General features: G+C 69.6%; 16 protein-coding genes. 3 read left to right on the plus strand and 13 right to left on the minus strand.

Annotation, left to right across the window (positions count from 1 at the left end):
• Positions 1 to 9: 9 nt before the first annotated feature.
• The 13 genes from DIZ26_RS18395 to DIZ26_RS18450 form a co-directional block, all read right to left on the minus strand.
• Positions 10 to 528, minus strand: a complete 519-nt coding sequence (locus tag DIZ26_RS18395; RefSeq protein WP_157979753.1) for a phage tail protein — start codon at positions 526 to 528, stop codon at positions 10 to 12.
• A gap of 10 nt (positions 529 to 538) precedes the next feature.
• Positions 539 to 1,417: a zinc ribbon domain-containing protein gene (locus DIZ26_RS18400; protein WP_112242938.1), complete on the minus strand. Its 879-nt coding sequence runs from the start codon at positions 1,415 to 1,417 to the stop codon at positions 539 to 541.
• Between the two features lie 755 nt (positions 1,418 to 2,172).
• On the minus strand, positions 2,173 to 4,119 hold the full coding sequence (locus DIZ26_RS18405; RefSeq protein WP_112242939.1) for a putative baseplate assembly protein: 1,947 nt from the start codon (positions 4,117 to 4,119) through the stop codon (positions 2,173 to 2,175).
• Positions 4,119 to 4,529: a GPW/gp25 family protein gene (locus tag DIZ26_RS18410; protein WP_112242941.1), complete on the minus strand. Its 411-nt coding sequence runs from the start codon at positions 4,527 to 4,529 to the stop codon at positions 4,119 to 4,121. Before DIZ26_RS18410 ends, DIZ26_RS18405 begins: the two co-directional genes overlap by 1 nt.
• An 82-nt stretch (positions 4,530 to 4,611) precedes the next feature.
• Complete coding sequence (locus tag DIZ26_RS18415; RefSeq protein ID WP_112242943.1) at positions 4,612 to 6,474, minus strand: VgrG-related protein; 1,863 nt, start codon at positions 6,472 to 6,474, stop codon at positions 4,612 to 4,614.
• The gene (locus DIZ26_RS18420; RefSeq protein WP_112242945.1) at positions 6,471 to 7,601 is read right to left on the minus strand and encodes a phage tail protein; all 1,131 of its coding nucleotides are present in this window, start codon (positions 7,599 to 7,601) and stop codon (positions 6,471 to 6,473) included. Before DIZ26_RS18420 ends, DIZ26_RS18415 begins: the two co-directional genes overlap by 4 nt.
• Positions 7,598 to 8,080, minus strand: a complete 483-nt coding sequence (locus tag DIZ26_RS18425; protein WP_112242947.1) for a phage tail protein — start codon at positions 8,078 to 8,080, stop codon at positions 7,598 to 7,600. The genes DIZ26_RS18420 and DIZ26_RS18425 overlap by 4 nt, the downstream gene beginning before the upstream one ends.
• 11 nt (positions 8,081 to 8,091) lie before the next feature.
• A complete protein-coding gene (locus DIZ26_RS18430) occupies positions 8,092 to 11,079 on the minus strand; it encodes an eCIS core domain-containing protein (protein WP_112242949.1) in 2,988 nt (995 codons plus the stop codon).
• Positions 11,079 to 11,249, minus strand: a complete 171-nt coding sequence (locus DIZ26_RS38610) for a DUF6760 family protein (RefSeq protein ID WP_332872739.1) — start codon at positions 11,247 to 11,249, stop codon at positions 11,079 to 11,081. Before DIZ26_RS38610 ends, DIZ26_RS18430 begins: the two co-directional genes overlap by 1 nt.
• Positions 11,246 to 11,656, minus strand: a complete 411-nt coding sequence (locus tag DIZ26_RS18435) for a hypothetical protein (RefSeq protein WP_198676153.1) — start codon at positions 11,654 to 11,656, stop codon at positions 11,246 to 11,248. The genes DIZ26_RS38610 and DIZ26_RS18435 overlap by 4 nt, the downstream gene beginning before the upstream one ends.
• Positions 11,653 to 12,123 (minus strand): phage tail protein, encoded by a 471-nt coding sequence (locus DIZ26_RS18440; RefSeq protein WP_112242953.1) that lies wholly within the window; start codon positions 12,121 to 12,123, stop codon positions 11,653 to 11,655. The genes DIZ26_RS18435 and DIZ26_RS18440 overlap by 4 nt, the downstream gene beginning before the upstream one ends.
• Before the next feature lie 40 nt (positions 12,124 to 12,163).
• A complete protein-coding gene (locus DIZ26_RS18445; protein WP_112242955.1) occupies positions 12,164 to 12,652 on the minus strand; it encodes a phage tail protein in 489 nt (162 codons plus the stop codon).
• On the minus strand, positions 12,649 to 14,181 hold the full coding sequence (locus DIZ26_RS18450; RefSeq protein WP_112242957.1) for a phage tail sheath family protein: 1,533 nt from the start codon (positions 14,179 to 14,181) through the stop codon (positions 12,649 to 12,651). Before DIZ26_RS18450 ends, DIZ26_RS18445 begins: the two co-directional genes overlap by 4 nt.
• 183 nt (positions 14,182 to 14,364) lie before the next feature.
• Between DIZ26_RS18450 and DIZ26_RS18455 the strand changes: the two genes are divergently transcribed.
• From DIZ26_RS18455 to DIZ26_RS18465, 3 genes are all read left to right on the plus strand, one after another.
• The gene (locus tag DIZ26_RS18455; RefSeq protein ID WP_112242959.1) at positions 14,365 to 15,024 is read left to right on the plus strand and encodes a Pvc16 family protein; all 660 of its coding nucleotides are present in this window, start codon (positions 14,365 to 14,367) and stop codon (positions 15,022 to 15,024) included.
• Positions 14,996 to 15,388, plus strand: coding sequence for a PAAR domain-containing protein (locus tag DIZ26_RS18460; RefSeq protein ID WP_112242961.1), 393 nt, complete (start codon positions 14,996 to 14,998; stop codon positions 15,386 to 15,388). Before DIZ26_RS18455 ends, DIZ26_RS18460 begins: the two co-directional genes overlap by 29 nt.
• Before the next feature lie 143 nt (positions 15,389 to 15,531).
• Complete coding sequence (locus DIZ26_RS18465) at positions 15,532 to 18,291, plus strand: helix-turn-helix transcriptional regulator (protein ID WP_112242963.1); 2,760 nt, start codon at positions 15,532 to 15,534, stop codon at positions 18,289 to 18,291.
• Positions 18,292 to 18,293 lie beyond the last annotated feature (2 nt).

The following is an 18,293-nucleotide window of genomic DNA, read 5'->3' on the forward strand; positions in this document are numbered from 1 at the left end:
TGCTCCAGCTCAGACGACCTGCACCCGGTGGACGACGTACGCCGGCTTGGCCGCGTCGACGAGTTGCTCGATCGCACTCTGGCTCAGCCTGCCGCCGCGGACCACGACGACGAGTTCGGCGGCGATCTCCTCGGATCGCTCGTCGCTCGGCTCCAGTGACCAGGTGACACCGCCGCTGTCGGCGATCTCCACCTCGCCCCCGGAGGCCGACTCGAGCTGTTCCCGCAGGCCGGCACTGGTCCCACGACTGCGATGCAAGGCGACCGCGCCGCCGACTGCGGCCCGTTGCTGCTCGACCGGCCACGCCTCGTCGAGGTCGACTCCGACCCAGCCGGCCAGCCAGCCGAGATAATCCGGGGGCGCCAGCAACGGATCGACGTACGCTGCGATGCAGTCCAGCGCGGCGATCGCGGGGGCGAGCAGGTGATCGATCCCGGCGGTGAACCGCATCAGCAACTCGTCCTCCTGCAGTACTGCCGGTAGGAGTTCTCCCAGCGGGTACGGCGAACGGAGTTGGTCGGGACTCATCGGCGCCACCTCATCCGATGCCGAACAGTTCGATCTCCGACAGCGCGAGGAGTTTCGCACCCTCAGCCGGATAGACGTTGACCACGCTGACCTTCAGACTGCTGACACCCACAGCGTTGCGCAGGGCAACTTGTTGTGGACCGGCGGTATCGGTGAGCTGGACGACGTCGGACTTCTCGTTCGAGTAGGTGAACTTCAGTACGGCCGGACGAATGTACGCCGCGAAGTTCCTGGCGTCCCCGTTCGTCACGATGACCTTGCGCAGAGCCACCGGATGATCGAGTTGGACGGCGAGGGTCGGCGCCTTGTTCTCCTCCCAGGGTGCCGTCCACGAGGTGTTCTTGAAGGTGTCGAACGCGGCCTTGGGCGGATGGTCGGCGGCCGTGGTCCGCGGACCCTGCACGGAGACCGGACGGATCGGTGTCAGGGCGTTTTCGGCGACACCTGCCACCTTCTGCTTGACGTGCCCGACCTGCTGGCTGACGAGCGTGCGCAAGGGCGGATAGAAGCCGGCCAGCAGCCCGAAGACCAGCACGGCGGCTCCGAGGGTCGCCTTGATCCGCCGCGCTGTCGACTGAAGGGCGCGGCGGCCGTTGCCGTCGCTTGGGCGCTTGGGCCTTGATCCGGCGGCCAGCACCCGCGGTCGCCGGCGTAGGCGCAATCGCCGCCACCAGGGCAGCCTGGACACTTCTGCCTCGGCCAGCGTGTGCCCGCACCGGCGGCAGAATTTCCTCGACGGGACGTTTCCCTCACCGCACTCGCCGCAGATCAGTTCACCGGGCTTCGGCCGGTTCACCGGCGCCGACCGTCGTACCGGCGCGGGACGCTCCTTGGTTGCCTGCGGCACCACCGCCGTCGGCTCGTCCTCCACAGGTACCACCAGTTTCACCGCGGCCGCGTTCCCCTCAGAAACCTCAGGCCCAGTCGGCGTCGTCGGAACCGGCGACACGACCTGAGCGGCCGGCGGCGGAAGCTGGACTCCACGCGTGATGGCCGCGGGCTCCGGCGGTGCCGCAGGCAGGACCGCTCCCGCAGCAGCGGGCGGCTGAGGTGAAGGCGGCGGGACCGCTCGGGCGACACCGGGCGAAGGTAGACGCGGCGGGACCACTCCGGCAGCGCCGAGCCGCGGAGGTGGAGGCGGCGGAACAGCTCCCGTAGCAGCGGGCGGCGGAGGTGGAGGCGATGGGGCCGCTCCGGCAGCGCCGAGCCGCGGAGGCAGAGGCGGCGGAACAGCTCCCGTAGCAGCGGGCAGCGGAGGTGGAGGCGGAGGCGGTGGGACTGCGCGGGGTGCACCCGGCGGAGGCGGTGGGACTGCGCGGGGGGCGGTGGTTGGTAGGGCTGGTGCGCCTGGGGTGGGTGGGGGCGGCGCGCCTGGGGTGGGCGGGCGTGCAGGGGCGCCGGCGGCGGTGGACGGCTTGGGGGTGCCGGGGTCGGGGATTGCGGTACCGCCGACGAGTTCGGCGGCGGCTCGGTTGAGGCGGGCCAGGAAGCCTCGTCGCTGCGGGAGGGGTTCCGGCTCCTCGGCCGGCTCGGGTGAGGGCTCGGACTGGATCGCGTGGGCGTTCCATTCGAGGAACTCGCCGCACGAACCGCAGAAGGTGTCGCGGGACCCGTTGTGGTGTCCACACTCGCCGCAGACCAGCATCAGTTCTCCTCCACCCTGACCAGGTGCTCGAACGAGAACACCAGACTGTTGCGCTCGAGCTCGATCCGCTGCTGCTCACTCCCCCGCTCGCCCGTGACCGGATTCGCACTGAACAACCGGATGTCCTCGACGACCTCGACTCCTTGCACTGCCTGCAGTACGCCGTACACGTCGCCTGACCGCACCGCGCGCCCGAACTCCCAGCCGCGCCCATCCAATCCGCCGCCGGGGAGCGGATTGAGGAAGCCGTGCAGGGCCGCGACGGCGTCCCGGCGTACCCGGGCCCGATCGACCCGTGGCCGGGCGATCAATCGCGCCACCACCGTGACGCCGCGATAGCGCGGTGGCTCCACCGAGACCCGGGTACCGATCAACCGCACGTTCTCCAGCCGTTCGGCCAGTCGCTCCATCAACTCCGGCGACGGCACCAGATCCGCGAAGCTGATCACCCCGTCGCGCTGTGCGGCCGCCGGCACCACCAGCACCTTGACCGTGCCGGCCGGAACCTGCTCCCCGTCGGCCGTGATGCACCTGATCCGCGCGGCCTCCGGCACGGCCTCCCGCGCCAGCGCCTCGTAGTCCTCGGCCGTGACCGCACGGGTCCGCGTCCGGAGCAGGATCGGCGCCCGGTCCCGGGCCTCGGCCAGGCTCTCGCCGTCCGTACCACCGTGCGCCGCGTGCCGGTTCTCCACCACCGACACACTGGGAATGGACGACCTCAGCTCGGCCACGGCACCGCGTGGCACATTGCCGCGCAGGCCGCCCCCGGTCGCATAGCCGCGGATCCGTACCGTCGCGTCCTTGGCCGGCACGGCGCCATGTTGCTTCAGGCAACCATCCGGCAGCCGGACGACCGGCCCGAAGGCGACCTCGCCGGTGACCGCGTCCAACCGGAAATGCCGCTGGTCCGGACCGCTGGCGGCGAAGTCGTCGACCTCGCTCCACTCCTGCCAGCCCTCCTCGGAGCTGGTTTCCACCACCGGCGAGCCCAGGCCGCCGAGCACTGGCGCCGACCGTACGGCGTACACCTGCCCAGGCACTCCCGCCGACTCACCCAGGATTTCGTCGAAGACCAGTTCCGCGTGCACCGATTCGACCGTGCCGCCCACGCTGCAAGCGTCGAGCCGGCGGACTTGCGGCGTGGCCGTGTACGCCGGCTGCCCGTCCTCGGCCTCGATCACGCGCGCCCGGATCCAGCCGGCCAGGCGGCCGTCGACGATGCTGGTCTGGTGGTTCGCCGGCAGATGCAGGACCAGCGAACCCGATCTGTTCAGTCCGCCGGTGTCGTCGCGGTCCAGCTCGCACTCCGTCCAGCCGGTCCCGGTCCACGCCTCCCAGACCAATGGTGGGCGGCGCGGATCGATGCCGAGCCCTTCGGTCTGCCCGGCGTAGTCGAGCCGCACGGCGACGGACGGCGCGGCGACGTCCAACCCGATCAGCAACTCATCGCCTGGCTGCGGCGGCACGGCGAACGCTCCGAACGGAGGCCCGCCCGGCTCGTACTCCGTACCGTCCGGCTCCTCCTCTGTCCTGGTGATCAATGTGGTAGCCGCGACCGCCGGGATCACCAGGTCCGCACCGGTCGCGAACACGATCGGCGCCTCGGCGCCGGACCGGACCGTCGCCGTCTCGGTGCCCTTGGCAACGGTCAAGGCGGACCGGGCCGGAGTCGCCAGCCAGAACGTGATCGGAGCGCGCGCGGGTGTCGGCGGCACCATCCGCAGGCCGATCAGGTCGAGGAACTTGAGCTGCAGCCGGTCCGGCACCTGGTTCAGCCGGCCGAAGAGCTGGTCGGTGAGATAGGCATACGCCTCGATCAACGCGATCCCCACGTCGGCCGGATTCTCGTCGGTCCACTCGGGACACGCCTGCCGGACCAGCCGGACGGCGTCCTCGACCAGCTCCGGATACCGCCGGTCGTCGAGACCGGGAGCGGGCAGCGCCATCAGCTCTGACCTCCCTCGGGCTGGTAGCGATCGGTCCCGAAGTCCACGACGAGTTCGCGCGAGGTCGCCGTACCGCGAACGCGGTAGCCGATCGCGATGTGCAGTAGACCGTCTACGCCGTCGTCCGTGCTGACGTCGACCCCGAGCACTTCGACCCGTGGCTCCCAGGCCGAGATCGCGCGCTCGACCTCACGGGCGAGTAACACCCTGGTCGCCGGCGTCGCCGCCTCGAAGAGAAAGTCCCGCAACCGGCTGCCGAAGTCGGGCCGCATCACCCGTTCGCCCGGGTAGGTCTGCAGGATCAACCGCATCCCCTGCTCCAACTTCTCCGCGCCACGGACGACGGTGAAGTCGCCGCGTCCGGCGCAATCGACCGGGTACCGCAAACCTGCCACCGCCTCTGCGCTCATCGCCTCTCCTTCGTCGGCCGTTCAGTCGACCTGATCGCGGTCCTGTCGAGCTCGGTCGAGCTGAATCGCTGTGTCCTCGAGTTCAGTTGAGCTGGATCGGTTTGCCCTTGAGCTGGACCGGCCCGGTGCCGTTGACGCTGACCAGCGCGCCGTCCAGCTTCACCTTCTGCGCTTTGAGATTGAGCTCCGCGCCGCCGTCGATGGTGACCGAGCCGCCGGCGCCCGCCTTCACCTCGATCGCGCCGCCGGGCCCGCACTCGATCGTCAAGCGGCCCTTCTCACCAGGCTTGGTCGCCTGGCCCGGCAGGCACCGCAGCGCGACCACCCCACCGACCTGGTCGATCTGCAGGGTGAGATTGCCGTCGCCACTGCCAAGCAGGATCTCCGCCTGGTCGACCCGACCAGGCGCCGGTACGTCGTCGTGGAAGGCCAAGCGGTTGCCGGACGGCGCGACGACACCTCGCCAGTGCACGGCCGCGCTGTTTCCGTTGGCTTGCACAGGTTGAGCGCCCAGCGTGTACCTGCTGTGGTTGTTGACGATGCCGCCGAGGACGTACGGGCGCTGCAGGTCGCCGTACTCGAAGCCGACCAGCACCTCGTCATCCGGTTCAGGTAGGAACACCGTGCCGCTCGTCTGTCCCGCACCGGGCTGGATCACGCAGGCCCAGCCGGTCTCGTAGTCGGGTGACAGCCAAGGCAGCACGACCTTGACCCGGCCCTTGGCGAGCGGATCGTTGGTGTTGGTGACGATGCCGCAGACCACACCCGGGATCCGGCGGTCGGGGACCGGCGTCGCGGCGACCAGCCCGAGCAGGCTGCGATCCTGCTGGCCACTGACCTCGAATCCCGTGCGATAGCGCCCGTACGCCACCTCGTGCCGGACCCGCGTCAACAGCCATCGGCCGGCGAAGGGTGCCGCGACACCGCTGACCTCCACCAACCGCCCGACCGACAACCAGGGATCGCCGATGCTCTCGCCGACCGCCTCCGCGAAGGTGTCCGCCATCCGGTCCGCCAACGCGTCCGCACGATCCCGGACGGACGCACCGATCGCCGTGCCGATGGAGACCGGTCGATCCGGCACCACAGTTGCCCGTTCCGACGGCTTCGGACCCCACCGGTCGCCCGCGGTACCGGACGGCGTACCGGTCGGGGCCGGAGCCACCGCTGTCACCGCGGTCGTGAGCCGGGAACCGATCGCGGTCGCGCCGGGCGTCACCTCCACCCGCTCACTCACCACTTTCGCGGTCAGCGGATCCCAGACGCGGACCTCGGCCTCACCGGCAAGGTTGCCGGCGGTGACCCGCGGCGCGAAGGACAGCAGGTTGGACAACAGCATCAGCGACACCGGCCGGCCGTTGCCTGCCCACGCACGGAAGAAGAACCGGCCGTGCTCGACACCGGTCTCGAACCCGATCGCGGCCGCCCTGGCGACCAGGAACTCCCAGTCGGTCTGGTTCACCTGACCGACATGTTCGTGCACCGCCCGGGTCGGGGTGATCTCGCCGATCGTCAGCTTGTTGCCCAAAGCAATCTTCTTCGCGATGTCGGCGTCGGAAGAGTTGACGAATGTCCTGGTACGCCGGGCGCGCTGCAGCCGGTGCTCGTGGGTGTAGCCGCGGACGACGATCGACGCGGCCTCGCCGTACTCCGCCTCCAGCGCCGTCACCTCCCCGGTGATCAGCAGGCGCGGATCCCCGATCCGTAGCGGCGAGGCGGCCGCGATGCCCACCTCGGTCCCGATCGCCAGCGCCGCCGTCAGCCGGTCACTCAGGCCCCGGTCGTCGAAGACGATCTCGAACATCCCCGGCAATCGCAAACTCAGATCGACCACCACCCGGACGATCGATTCGGCCAGCTCGTCGGCCAGCGGCCGCTGAGCCGTTCCGACGTACACGGCCGCGGTCACCGCCTGGTCCGGCTCGGTCCCGATCGTCAGCGTCACCGGTGCACGCTCTTCTCACGGTGGGCACCGACCAGCGTCTTCTGCTCGCACTCCTGCAAGGTGAGCTTGACGGTCGCCCGGCTCGGTTCACCGGCCGGGGTGAACCTGGTGTACTGGAGGTTGAACTGCTTCAGCAGCACCGCGCCGGGCAACGCGATTCCCGCCTGGCCCCAGCCCAGTGCGAGCACCCACGGCGATCCGGCCGCCTTGCCATCCGATGCCGACGGCAACTTTCGGTTACAGAGATCGCAGTCCTTCGGATCGTCGTCCGGTGCCGCCGGCGCCTTGCCGGCCGACGCCGCGGAGGAGGGCTTGAGCTGGAGCCACTTCTTCAGCAGCGGCACCGCCCGGGCAATCGCCTCGCAGCCTTCGAGCCGGAGCTCGGGGAGTTCGACCTTCAGGGCGTTCGGGTCCACCACGACCGTGTGCGAGTCGACCGACGCGCGTTTGGTGTCGGCCACCCGCGACTTTTCGATGCCGATCTTCGAGGGGTTCGCGAAGAAGGTGAGCCGGTCGGTCCGGTTTCCCCATTCGTGCAGCTCCAGCTGACTGCCCGGCACCGGCTCGGCCGCCTTGAGGAAGCCGCTGTGGACGAACGTGAGCTTCTCGATCGCGATGCCGCCACCACTGCCGGTCGAGAACGGCGGAACGGTCCAGGAGGTCGGTATCGCGTCGTTGAGAACCCATTTGTGGATCACCCGGTCCTGCCGGCCCAGACCGCTGCGCAACTCGATGACGACCGGGCGCTGGGGTCCGGCGGGCCAGCCCTGCGCCCAGCCGGCCACCTGTGCCTCCAGCCACCGCTGCACCTTCGCGCTGCCCTCCGCCGTCATCGCCCGCTCGAGCGTCACCTTGGTGTACTTGATCTCGCCGGGCAGGTACCGCTGGGTGCCGTGGTTGCCACCCTCGGCGACCGGTCCCTCCGGGGTGAGCTCAACGCCCAGTCCCGAACAACCTGACCAGTAGCCGAGCGAGGTGCTGACCGAGTCCAGGCCCGGCACCAGGACGCTGAACCACATCGTCATGCCGTACTGCGGGTCGGTCGCGTGCACGTTCCTTGCCCCGGTGTCGCCGGACCGTAGTGCCTGCACCGGATTGGCGAGCTGCTGGAACCCGATCGTCGTCATTTCGCCCGCCCCTCGGCCGGCAGGAACCCGGTGTGGCAGAGCTCGAGTGTCTCGATCGCCGGCCGGGAGCCGGCCGAGTCGAACTCGGTCAGCCGCCAGCCGATCGGGAAGAACTCGTTCAGCCGCCAGGTCACCACCGGCGAGCCGAGGAAGTCGACCAGATGGATCGCACCACTCAACGACCGACGGTCGCGGGTGACGCTGACCAGCCACGCCTGCACCTTGGCGGAGTCCCGGCCGACCGCCCGGGAGAGACTGACGTTCGGGTAGCTGACGTTGCCCGGGACCAAGGTGTCGTGGGTCGCGTCGCCGCCGCGGTAGCTGTACTTCTGCCAGCTGACCCCGAGCCCGGCGGCCTTCGACCAGCCGCCCAGCTGGTAGTTGGACGCGTCGATGTCGATCACGTACCGGTGCGACATCGCGACCTGGCCGCTGAGCTGCTCGAGCGCTCGGCCGGCGGACATGAGTGACGGTGCCATGGGCTGATCTCCTAACGCAGGTCGGCGAGCACGCCACGGCGCTCGCGGTCGATGATCAGTTCGTTCCGCAGCCGCTGCCGCAGTACGCCGTACAGCCGCTCCGCCAGCCGTCCGAGCCCGCCGGGATCGTCGAGCCGGACGACCGGATCGCCGGGTTGCTGCTCGGCCAGCTCGCGTATCGAGCTCTCCAACCGGTCGAGCCGGTCGAGCAGCTGCGGATCGGGATTGGTGAGCTCGGCGGCCGGCGCCGGCGATTCAGGTTCAGTTGCTGGAGGCAACATTTGGGGGAGCGAGATCCCGGCCAGCTCCGCCAGATCGATATCCGCTTCGGCGGGCGCTTGGGGAAGCTCGAACGACGCGACCGTGGTCGCCGTAACAGGCGCCGTCTGGATCCGCTCTCCAGTCGGCGGCGGACTCGGCGGCCGGCGATGCAGCAACGGCGCGCTTTCCGCGGCCTGGGTGCGGAACCACTCCTCGGTCCGTACTGCGGCAGCCTCCAACTCGAGCCCCGCCACGGAATCCATTGCCGGCAGCTGCGAGCCCAACGCCCGCTGCTGCAGTACATGAGTCAGCTCATGCGCCACCAACGCCTGGACACCGGGATCCGTCAACGGCCCCGCTTCATCGGGCAACTGGACCACCCCGTCGGCCGTGAACGCCCGGGCCGACAGCGCCCCCGCCCGAGCACCGACCACCCGCCCCCGCCTGATCGGCAACTGCTCAACCACTACGCCGAACCGCGCTCCCACCGCCGCCAGAACCCCCCGGGGAACGACCACGTCCCGTTCCCGACCGCTGCCGTCACCCTCCCCCGCGACCACCTCTCCAGCTCCCACCCGACGCCCGTCCCCACCTCCTTCCCGATCGCCGGTCTCCTCCACCCGATCACCCAACGCCGCACTCCACCCACCAGCCGCCTCCCCAACCCCTGCCCCCTCCTCCCATCCAGCAGGCTCCGCACCGCCACCCAACCCAGCAGGCTCCGCGCCCCCACCCAACCCGGCAAGCTCCGGACCGCCACCCAACCCGGCAGGCTCCGCACCGCCACCCAACCCGGCAGGCTTCGTGCCCTCACTCCTCACGTCGGCCCGCACTCCGCCGACCCGTCCACGGGGCAACACCAACGCCCGTTTGCCCGAAGGCAGCCCCCGGCTCTGGGCGCCATCGCCTCGCAGGCCCTCACCCGACTCCGCCCCCTGTCCCGCTGCAAGACCACCGGCCGACACCTCCAGCCGCCTCACTTCGATGCCCCCAGCAACGACCGTCCGCTCGACTTCAGCGTCGTCAGCACTGTCCAGACGGCTGTCCCGCACACCGTCGCCCAGCACATCCCGATCGCTCCCGAGATCGCCACCGGCCCCATCGCCCCGGAAGCGGTTGTCGACTCCGTCCGCTCGGAGCCGATCGCCGGAGTCGTCCGACCGGTGCCCATCCCCGGAGCCGTCCGACCGGCGCCCCTCGTCGGAGCCATCGGACCGCCGCCCCTCGCCGGAGCCGTCCGACCGGAGACCATCCCCGGAGCCGTCCGACCGGAGACCCTCGCCGGAGCCGTCGGACCGGCGGCCCTCGCCGGAGCCGTCCGACCGGCGCCCCTCGCCGGAGCCGTCCGATCGGAGACCATCCCCAAGGCCGTCCGACCGGAGACCCTCGTCGGATACTTCCGCGCGTCCAGCGCCGGAATCGCCAGCGCCTGCCGTCCACCGCTCGGCGCCTCTGGCCGTCCGCCGCTCGCCGTCGGCATCCGGCGTACTCCGTTGCACGAGCGCGGGCAGCGGTGACGAGAGAATCGGCTGCTCATCCGCCTGCTGCCCACCCGAGGCGGCCTGCCCCGCCGACCGGGCCCTCTGCAGACCCGACTGCTCACCGAGCCGACCCTCGACCGACTCCGAACGCCCCTCGACCGACTTCGAACGCCCCACGACACCGCCGCCCGGCGACTCCGAACCTGCAACGGAACCACCTCCATGCAGCGGCAGCCGCCACTGCGCCTCGGCAGCATCGTCCGGCGGCGCCGGATGCCCAGCGGCACGGTCTGTTGCGTCGAGCTGGCCGAAGGAATGGACCCTCGGATGCGTGGCGGTGCCTGCGGCCGGGTCGCGGTGATCAACCGCAGACGCAGTCGTCGGCAGGGACTCACCGGTCGGCGGGGCTTGCTGGTGCCCAGCCGAGGGTGCAGTCGCCGACAAGGCAGTCGGCGCTGCCTGCTGGTGATCGCGCGAGGTCGCGTGGTCGAGGAGCGGATCGGCCGGGGCTGAAGGTTCGTCCGCGGGCCCGGCATCGGCCGGCTCGGTGGGGACGACGACGGTTTCGGCGCGAAGGCCGCGTTTGCGGCTCTCCGCCAGGGATCGGCGGGAACTCGGCCGGGCGACCGCGGACGGGGCGACGGGGGTAGGGAGCGGCGGAGGTGCAGCCGACGAGGAGAAGCCGGTGAGCATCGCGACACCCGCGACGTCGCTCGCCTCGAAGTCGGCGAGCATCCGCTCGAATTCGCCGATGCTGCGGAACGGCTGCGCCGGCTCCTGCGGTGGGCCGACCGAATCGTCGGTCACGGTCGTCAGAGGCACCCGAGCCGACCGATCTCCTCCAAGTACAAGGGGTTTGCGGGCAGGCACCGCCTCGAACACAGGAATCGTCCCGACATCGTCGGCCTCGGCCATGGAAGGTGCCGCCCAGGCCCGAGCAAGGCCGTCGACTCGCGCTCGCGGCACCGGGATCGCCTGGCCCTCGACGCGATGCCGGAGGAGGTCCGGCGTACCGACGACACTCGGCCTGCTTGTCAAAGGCGCCGGCAGATCGATCGTCGGTGCCAACGTCTCACCGCGCGCCCATTCACGCGGCCTCCTCACCTCGGCGGATGCGCCACCTTCCAGCGCGACTTCGGACCCGGCGTACGGCGCACTCCCGGCCGCAGCGACCGCAGACACGGCGTACGGCGCGGCTTCGGGCTCGGCCGACGCCGGGGCCGCCGGTGTCCGGCGGAGGTGGAAGGGCCAGCGCATCAGTCACCTCCGTGGTGTGCGTCGAGCTCGGTGTGGATGCGGCCGATGCCGTCGATGACCCTCGTCCGGGTGGCGTGATCGAGGTCGAGGATCTCGGCGTTCGACCAGTGCAGGTAGTAGGCGACGTACACGACCTCGTCCCAGAGCCGGTCGGGCGAGTACGTCGTCAGGCTCCCCCCGGCGCATCACCCGCGATATCGACCGCGAAGTCCTGCCCGCAGGACGGGCAGGCGACATCGACCTCGGTGTGCCCGCTCTGGTTGATCCGCCGGTACAGGTCCTGCAGAAAGGCGAGATCGGAGGCGAACAGGCACTCCACCACCAGCGGATCGACGATCGGCAGCGTGCCCAGCCGGACCACCGTCCGCTCCAGCAGCAGGACAGTCAGGTACGCCGGGTTCTGCCGGACCCGGGGATCGGTCTGGGTGCTGATCTCGTCGCGTGCCGTCGCCAGCCGCATCACCCCGTTGCGATGCAGGGTGCCCTGCTCGTCGACGAAGCCACGCGGCAACACGAACGGGTACTCCGTCCGCAACCCGGCCTCGGCCGGCCGTTCCGGGGCGTCGACCGGCATCATGTCCGGTCTCCGCTGATCTCCTCGCAAGTGATCTTGCACTCGATCAGCGCGACGTCCGAGGCGCCGGCCTTCAGCGACGAGATGTTGACCTCGGACAGCCAGGCGTTGGTGAGGAAGTAGATCGCCTGCTGCTGGCCGGACGCGTCGTACACGGTGAGCGTGCCCGGCACCCGGGCCCGCGGATTGCCCTCCCGCGCCATCTTGTGCCACAGCAGGATGGCGTTGGTCCCGGCCTGGTCGACGGCCCGCTTGACCGTGATCATCGGCGGATCGGTCTTGCCGAACTGCTTGGTGTGGACGGTCCTGCCGGTCTCGTCGTTGTAGATGTACTCCTGGGTGGCGACCTTGGAGTTGATGCCGCCAAGTTCGGAGAAGGCCATCCGCCCCATCGGCGATCCGGGGAAGTCGGCCACGAACCTGGCCGCGCTGACCACGTTGCCTGGGGAGGGCGGAACAGTCGGTGCCATCTCGTCGGCCCTTTCTGTGCTGGGTTTGTCCGGTCGTTCGTCAGAGTTGGACCAGGGCGTCGCAGACGATGGTCGCCCGCATCATCACGACCGCCGGGCCGCCGGCCTGGGCCGCGTCGAGCTCGAGCTTCGAGCACCACGCGTTCTCCAGCAGGCAGGCCAGGGTCGGGTCGCCGCCCTTGGTGAGGATGTCGAAGCTGGCCGGTAGTTTGGCCAGCGGATTGTTCATCCGGGCCAGCTGGTGCCAGCCGTAGAGCTGGGCGAACCCGTTGCGGTCCAGCCCGCGTTCGAGCACCAGCGTCGGTGCCTTGGCCCGGCCGAACTGCTTGGTGTGCACGTTGCCGTTCCGGCTGTTGTAGGAGTACTCCTGGAACTCGACCTCGGAGGTGAAGCCGGCCAGCTTGGAGAAGCCGACGCCGACGGTCCAGCCCTCGCACATCACCACGAACCGCGGCGCGCTGACCACCGGCGGCTCGAGCATCCGCGAGACCACGGCGACCGCGGTCGAGTCCCCTGCCGACGGCCTCATTCCTGCAACTCCTGCCCCTCGGCGAACTGCGACAGCCGGAACACCACGAACTCCGCGGGCTTGACCGGGGCGACCCCGATGTCGACGGTGAGGATGCCCGCGTCGCGGTTCTCCGGCGGATTGTTCTCGGCGTCGCACTTGACGTAGTACGCCTCTTCCGGTGTCCGTCCGAACAACGCCCCGGTTCGCCAGACCCTGCGCAGGAACATGCTGATGATGCGTTCCGCGGACGACCACAGGAACTCGTCGTTCGGCTCGAACACCACCCACTGGGTACCGCCCAGGATCGACTTCTCCAGATAGTTGAAGAGTCTGCGGACATTGAGATAGCGCCACTCGGGATCACTGGACAGCGTGCGCGCACCCCAGATCCGGATCCCCTGGCCGGGAAAGAACCGCAGGCAGTTGACCCCGATCGGGTTGAGCTGGTCGTGCTCGGCCCGGGTCAGCGACGACTGCAGTTCGAGCACACCCCGCAGTACTTCGTTCGCCGGCGCCTTGTGCACGCCACGGGTGGCGTCGTTGCGCGCCCAGACGCCGGCCACGTGCCCGCTCGGCGGGATGTGCACGGGCTTGCCGCTGAGCGGGTCGGGCACCTTGATCCAGGGCCAGTACAAGGTCGCGTACTTCGAGTCGTAGCCGGTCGTGACCTGTCGCCACTCCTTCACCTGTTGCGGGCGCAGACCTGGCGGCGGATCGAGGATGGCGACCCGGTCGGACATCAGTTCGCAGTGCCCGATCATCGCGAGCTGCACCGCCTTGACGCCGTCGAGGTCGAGCGTGCCCGCCTGGTATGCGGTCATCAGGTCGGGGACGCAGAGCATCGTGATGTCGTCGATCGCTTCGAGCCCGGAGAACCCGGTCCGCTCGTCGGCGTCGCCGACGTAGTCCTCGACCTTGGCCGGTCGGTGTTCGGGTGCCGGCCGATCGAGCACGACCTGTCCGCGCTCGGGGACGGCGAGCGCACCGCCCTTGACCTCTTCGGCGACCACCCATTTGGACTTCCTCAGCGCGGTGACCACGTTGGCGGGTCCGCGCCGGGTGGTGACGTTGTCGTACACCTCCTCGTCGGACCCCGACCGGACCACCAGCTTGAAGACGTCCTCGCCGGGCTCCGACGGCTCCTGCACCTCGACCGACAGCGGCTTGCCGTTGGCAGCCGCCCCGTCGAGAGCGCGGATCGCCAGCGGCTTGCCCTCGGCCCGGCTCGGCAGCTCGGTGCGGACCGCCGAGGATTCGAGCTCGGTGTGATCGGCTTGTCCCGGCCCACCCGCGACCCGTACGACGTACGCCGTACCGCCGCCGTTCAGGAAGTAGCCGTAGACCGCGTGGGGCAGGACGGCGCCGTCGACGAACTGGCCGAAGTTCTCCACGTACTGGGTCCAGTTCGTCACCAGCACCGGCTCGTTGAGCGGCCCTTTGGCGGCGAACCCGACGAACGCGGCCACCGCCGTACCGACTCCCTCGATCGGCTTGGACCCGGAGGACACTTCCTCCACATAGACACCCGGGGACAGGTACGACGGCATCCTCGACCTCCTGGCTGAGCAGCTGTGCCGACGAATCGGCCTGCCGAAACTGTGCGTCGGCGAGGCGGTGCCGCACCACAAGAGCCGGTGCACGAACGGATGCCTCATCGGGCCAGCTGAGCGGCCCGGACCGTTGGCCCTCGGCTTCTTCTGCGAGGTCCTGGCGCGGCCGACAGTGGGGGCATGCTGGACGACCTGGGTTCGAGCCTCGGCGCAGTACTGCGGGATCGGTTGCCGGCGGACACCATGTTCCGGTTCGATCCGCCGGAACAGTCGTGGTCGGGGTCAGAGGCAACAATCGGCCTGTTCCTGCACCGCGTGCTGGCGAACTCGTCGGACGGGTCGGCGGCCTTGTGGACCGAAGATCGGGATGCCACGGGCCGGGTTTCCCGGCGTACGTCGCCTGAGCGGCTCTACGACTTCTACTACCTGGTCACAGCGTGGGGCACTGGAGCCGATCAGGAGCTCGCACTGCTCGGCGGCGTACTGAGTGCTGTCGCGAACGACGGACTGGTGCCCGTCACATGTCTGGCGGGCTCGCTCGCCGAGACGCGCAGCCCGGTCACGGTCACTGTCGGCGCGCCAACCGGCGTACCGGAGATCTGGGCTGCGCTCGGTCTCCGCCCGCGAACCTGCCTCGATCTGGTGGTCACTGCGGCCGTGGCTCCGATCGCCCAGACCGAACTCGCTCCGCCACCGGATGTCCTCGAGTTGGGCGTCGATCAGCGGCCTGGCTCCGCCGGGCTCGGCTCAGCGCGTGAACCTCACCCGGAGCCGCGGCGGCCGACCGCCCGGATCACCGAAGGAGGGCGTCGTGGCCAGTCCGGCAGCCAAGTTGGGTGATCAGGTGATCGGCACCGATGTCCACATCGTCATGGTCCCGTCGTCGGGCGGGCCGGTGCCGACGCCGCGATCGATGCCCTTCAGCGGCCGGATCATGACCGGCTGCAGTAGCGACGTACTGATCGAGGGCAAGCCGGCCGCCGTGCACGGCAGCGCGGCCGTGAACCTGCCGCCGCACGTCCCGACCGGCGGCTACTTCCAGAAACCGCCGGACAACCGCGGCACCGTGATCGCGATCAACCCGCTCGTCCTGGTCAACGGCAAACCGCTGGCCAAATCGGGCGACAAGGTGCTCAGCTGCAACGATCCAGCCCCGGCCCCCACCTGCACACTTGTTGCCTCCGGCCAGGTATTGGTTGGGTGAGTCGCGCCAAATGTGACCCGAATCACACCGAAGGAGTCACGGGCAACGCGTAACCAGATCGCTGACAGGTCAGTTGATTGATTGACCTGCCGCGTCTCGGGGGCGAGCCGGAGATCGGCTCCTTTGCATGGAGTGAGGCGCCTATGAGCACTGGTACCGCTCACCGGCCCTCGCACGGCGACTTCGTCGGCCGCGGTCAGGAACTCGCCCGGCTCGCCGACCTGGCCACCAAGGTCCGAGCCGGCCAACACCAGACCGCGGTCATCCAGGGCGCGGCAGGAATCGGCAAGTCGAGCCTGGTCCGCCACTTCGTCAACGACCTGACCGACTTCGTGGTGCTGTCGGCCACCGGAGATCCGGCCGAATCGCAGCTTGAACTAGGGCTGATCGACCAGCTCCTGGCCCAGACCCCGGCCGACATCCGCGCCCGGACAGCCTCGCTCGGCCGCAGGACACCGGCCGGCGCCAATCCGCTGGCGATCGGCAGCCAGCTCCTCGAACTCCTCGGCGAGATCCAGCAGCGCTCACCGGTCGCGCTGGTGATCGACGACATCCAGTGGGCCGACCGTTCATCCCTGCAGGCGTTGCGGTTCCTGCTCCGGCGAATGTGGGTCGAGCAGTTCCTGGTCGTTCTGGTCACCAGGACCGGGACGGACCAGTCGACCGATACGGGACTCGAGCGGCTGGTCCGGGGCGTTCCCGCCGATCTGGAACTCGAACTGACCGGCCTCGATCTGGTCGACGTGAGTGATCTGGCTCGTACCATCGCGGGCCATCGGCTTCCGACCAGCGCCGCCCGTAGATACCACTCCTTCACCGGCGGACACCCGCTGCTGCTCCGCACGATGCTGACCGAGATCTCGTCACAGCCATCAGGTGTCGACTGGCGACTCGCCGTACCGCCTTCGGTCACAGCAGCGATCCGGCGCAGCTTCGAGAAGTTGCCCGAGGCGTCCAGATCGTTGCTGGAGGCCATGGCTGTGCTGGGCGGCCGGCCGTCGCTCGCCCAGGCAGCCACCGTCGCCGGCCTCGAGGCCGCCCAGCAAGCGCTCGGTCCCGCGATCGATGCAGGCTTGGCCAGTTGGTCACCGAGTGAGCCGACCTGCCCTGTCGCGATCACGCACGACCTGCAACGCGAGGCGATCTACTCCGCACTCTCGCCGCTTCGGCGCAGCCAGTTGCACCAGCGAGCCGCCACGACTGTCGAACCGTTCCTCGCTTGGCGGCACCGGGTTTCAGCCGTCAGTACTACGGACGCCGCGCTCGCCGCCCAGCTGGAGAAGGCAGCGGCCGACGAAGCCGAGAATGGTGACCACGGCACCGCTGCCACCTTCCTGAGCTGGGCGGCCGAACTGGCGCCTTGGAGCCTGCAGAAAGAAAAACTCCAGCTGACCTCGATGATCCACCTGCTCTTCAGCTCGGACCGCGGCCGCGCGCGTCTCCTGCACGAGCGGGCGACGCGCTGCGCGCCGTCGGCCCTCCGCTCGCTCGCACTCGGTCTCTGCGAGCTGTACATCACCGGCGAACGCAGCAAGGCCGAGGCCAATCTCCTGCACGCCTTCGCGGCCGACGACTCCACCGAGTCCTGGGTCCGAGGATCCGCCGCTGCCGGTCTGACCGGCATCAGCGTTTGGCGCGGCGATGCCGACGACGCGCTGATGTACGCCGACCTGGCGCTCCGGGCATCCGGCGTACCGGCTCCTTTGCGGGACTATGTCGGCTGCCTGCGCGGAGTCGCTCGTGGGCGCCGGGATGGTCTGCTGGCCGGGCTGGAGGAGTTCCGGCACCTGTCCGAGCATCCATCGGACATCTCCACTCACGACCTGGAAGCCCTGTCCTGCCGGGGATCGCTGCGAACCATGGTCGGCTTGATCGAGGAGGCGCGAGGAGACCTGCTCGAGGTGGTACGCCGGCAAGAGGCGGGCGCGCCGATGCTTTCCGGCGTCACTCCGCACTGTTACCTCGCCGCGGTGCAGTATCAACTCGGTGAGTGGGATGCGTGTCAGCAGACGATGCGGCGGGCTGCCCTCCTCGCCGACGACGACCAGCCTGCGATGAACCAGGTGATCCGCTACTTCGTCGCATCCCTGGTCCCCGCTGCGCGCGGCGATTGGGACACCGCCGACGACCTCGTACGAGCCGCCACGACCGCCGCCCAGCAACTCGGCGGCCCCCAGGACATGAAGTACGCCGCGATCGCCGCCGCCTCGCTCTGCCAGGCCCGCAACGACCCACGCGGCGCCCTCCGAGCCCTCAGCGCCGTCCCGGGTCTCCGCACCGCCACCGGCGCACCCGGCGGCACCCACGAATGGTGGAGCACCTGGTGGGGTCCCCTCCTCATCGACGTCCTCCAGCAAACCGGCCAACTAGTCGAGTCCGCCCGAGAACTGGCAGCCCTGCGCGAACGCGCCCACGGCAGCACCATCCTGGCCAGCACCGTCACCCGCCTCGCCGCCCAGCAAGCCGATGCTGAAGGCAACCAATCCCGCGCGGTCGCCATCGCCGAAGACCAACTCGCCACCGCCTCGGACTCCCGCCCCCGCCTCGCCGACGGCCAACTCCAGCACGCCCACGGCCGCCGCCTACTTGCCACCGGCAACATCTCCGCAGCAACCCGCTGGCTGACCACCGCCAACCACTGCTTCACCGCCCTAAGCGCAATCCCCTACCAGCTAAGGGCCGCCTCAGACCTGGCCGCCCTCACCAGCGAGCCCCACCCCCGCCCCCTCCCGCACCTGACCACCCGCGAACAACAAATCGTCGACCTGGTCCTCCGCAACTTCACCAACCGAGAAATAGCCGCGACCCTCTTCGTCACCCAAAAAACAGTCGAATACCACCTCAGCAACATCTTCACCAAACTATCCATAAGATCCCGCCGCGACCTCCACCGCCTGATCTGAAC

Source organism: Kribbella monticola, from assembly GCF_003261635.1.
GTDB lineage: Bacteria > Actinomycetota > Actinomycetes > Propionibacteriales > Kribbellaceae > Kribbella > Kribbella monticola.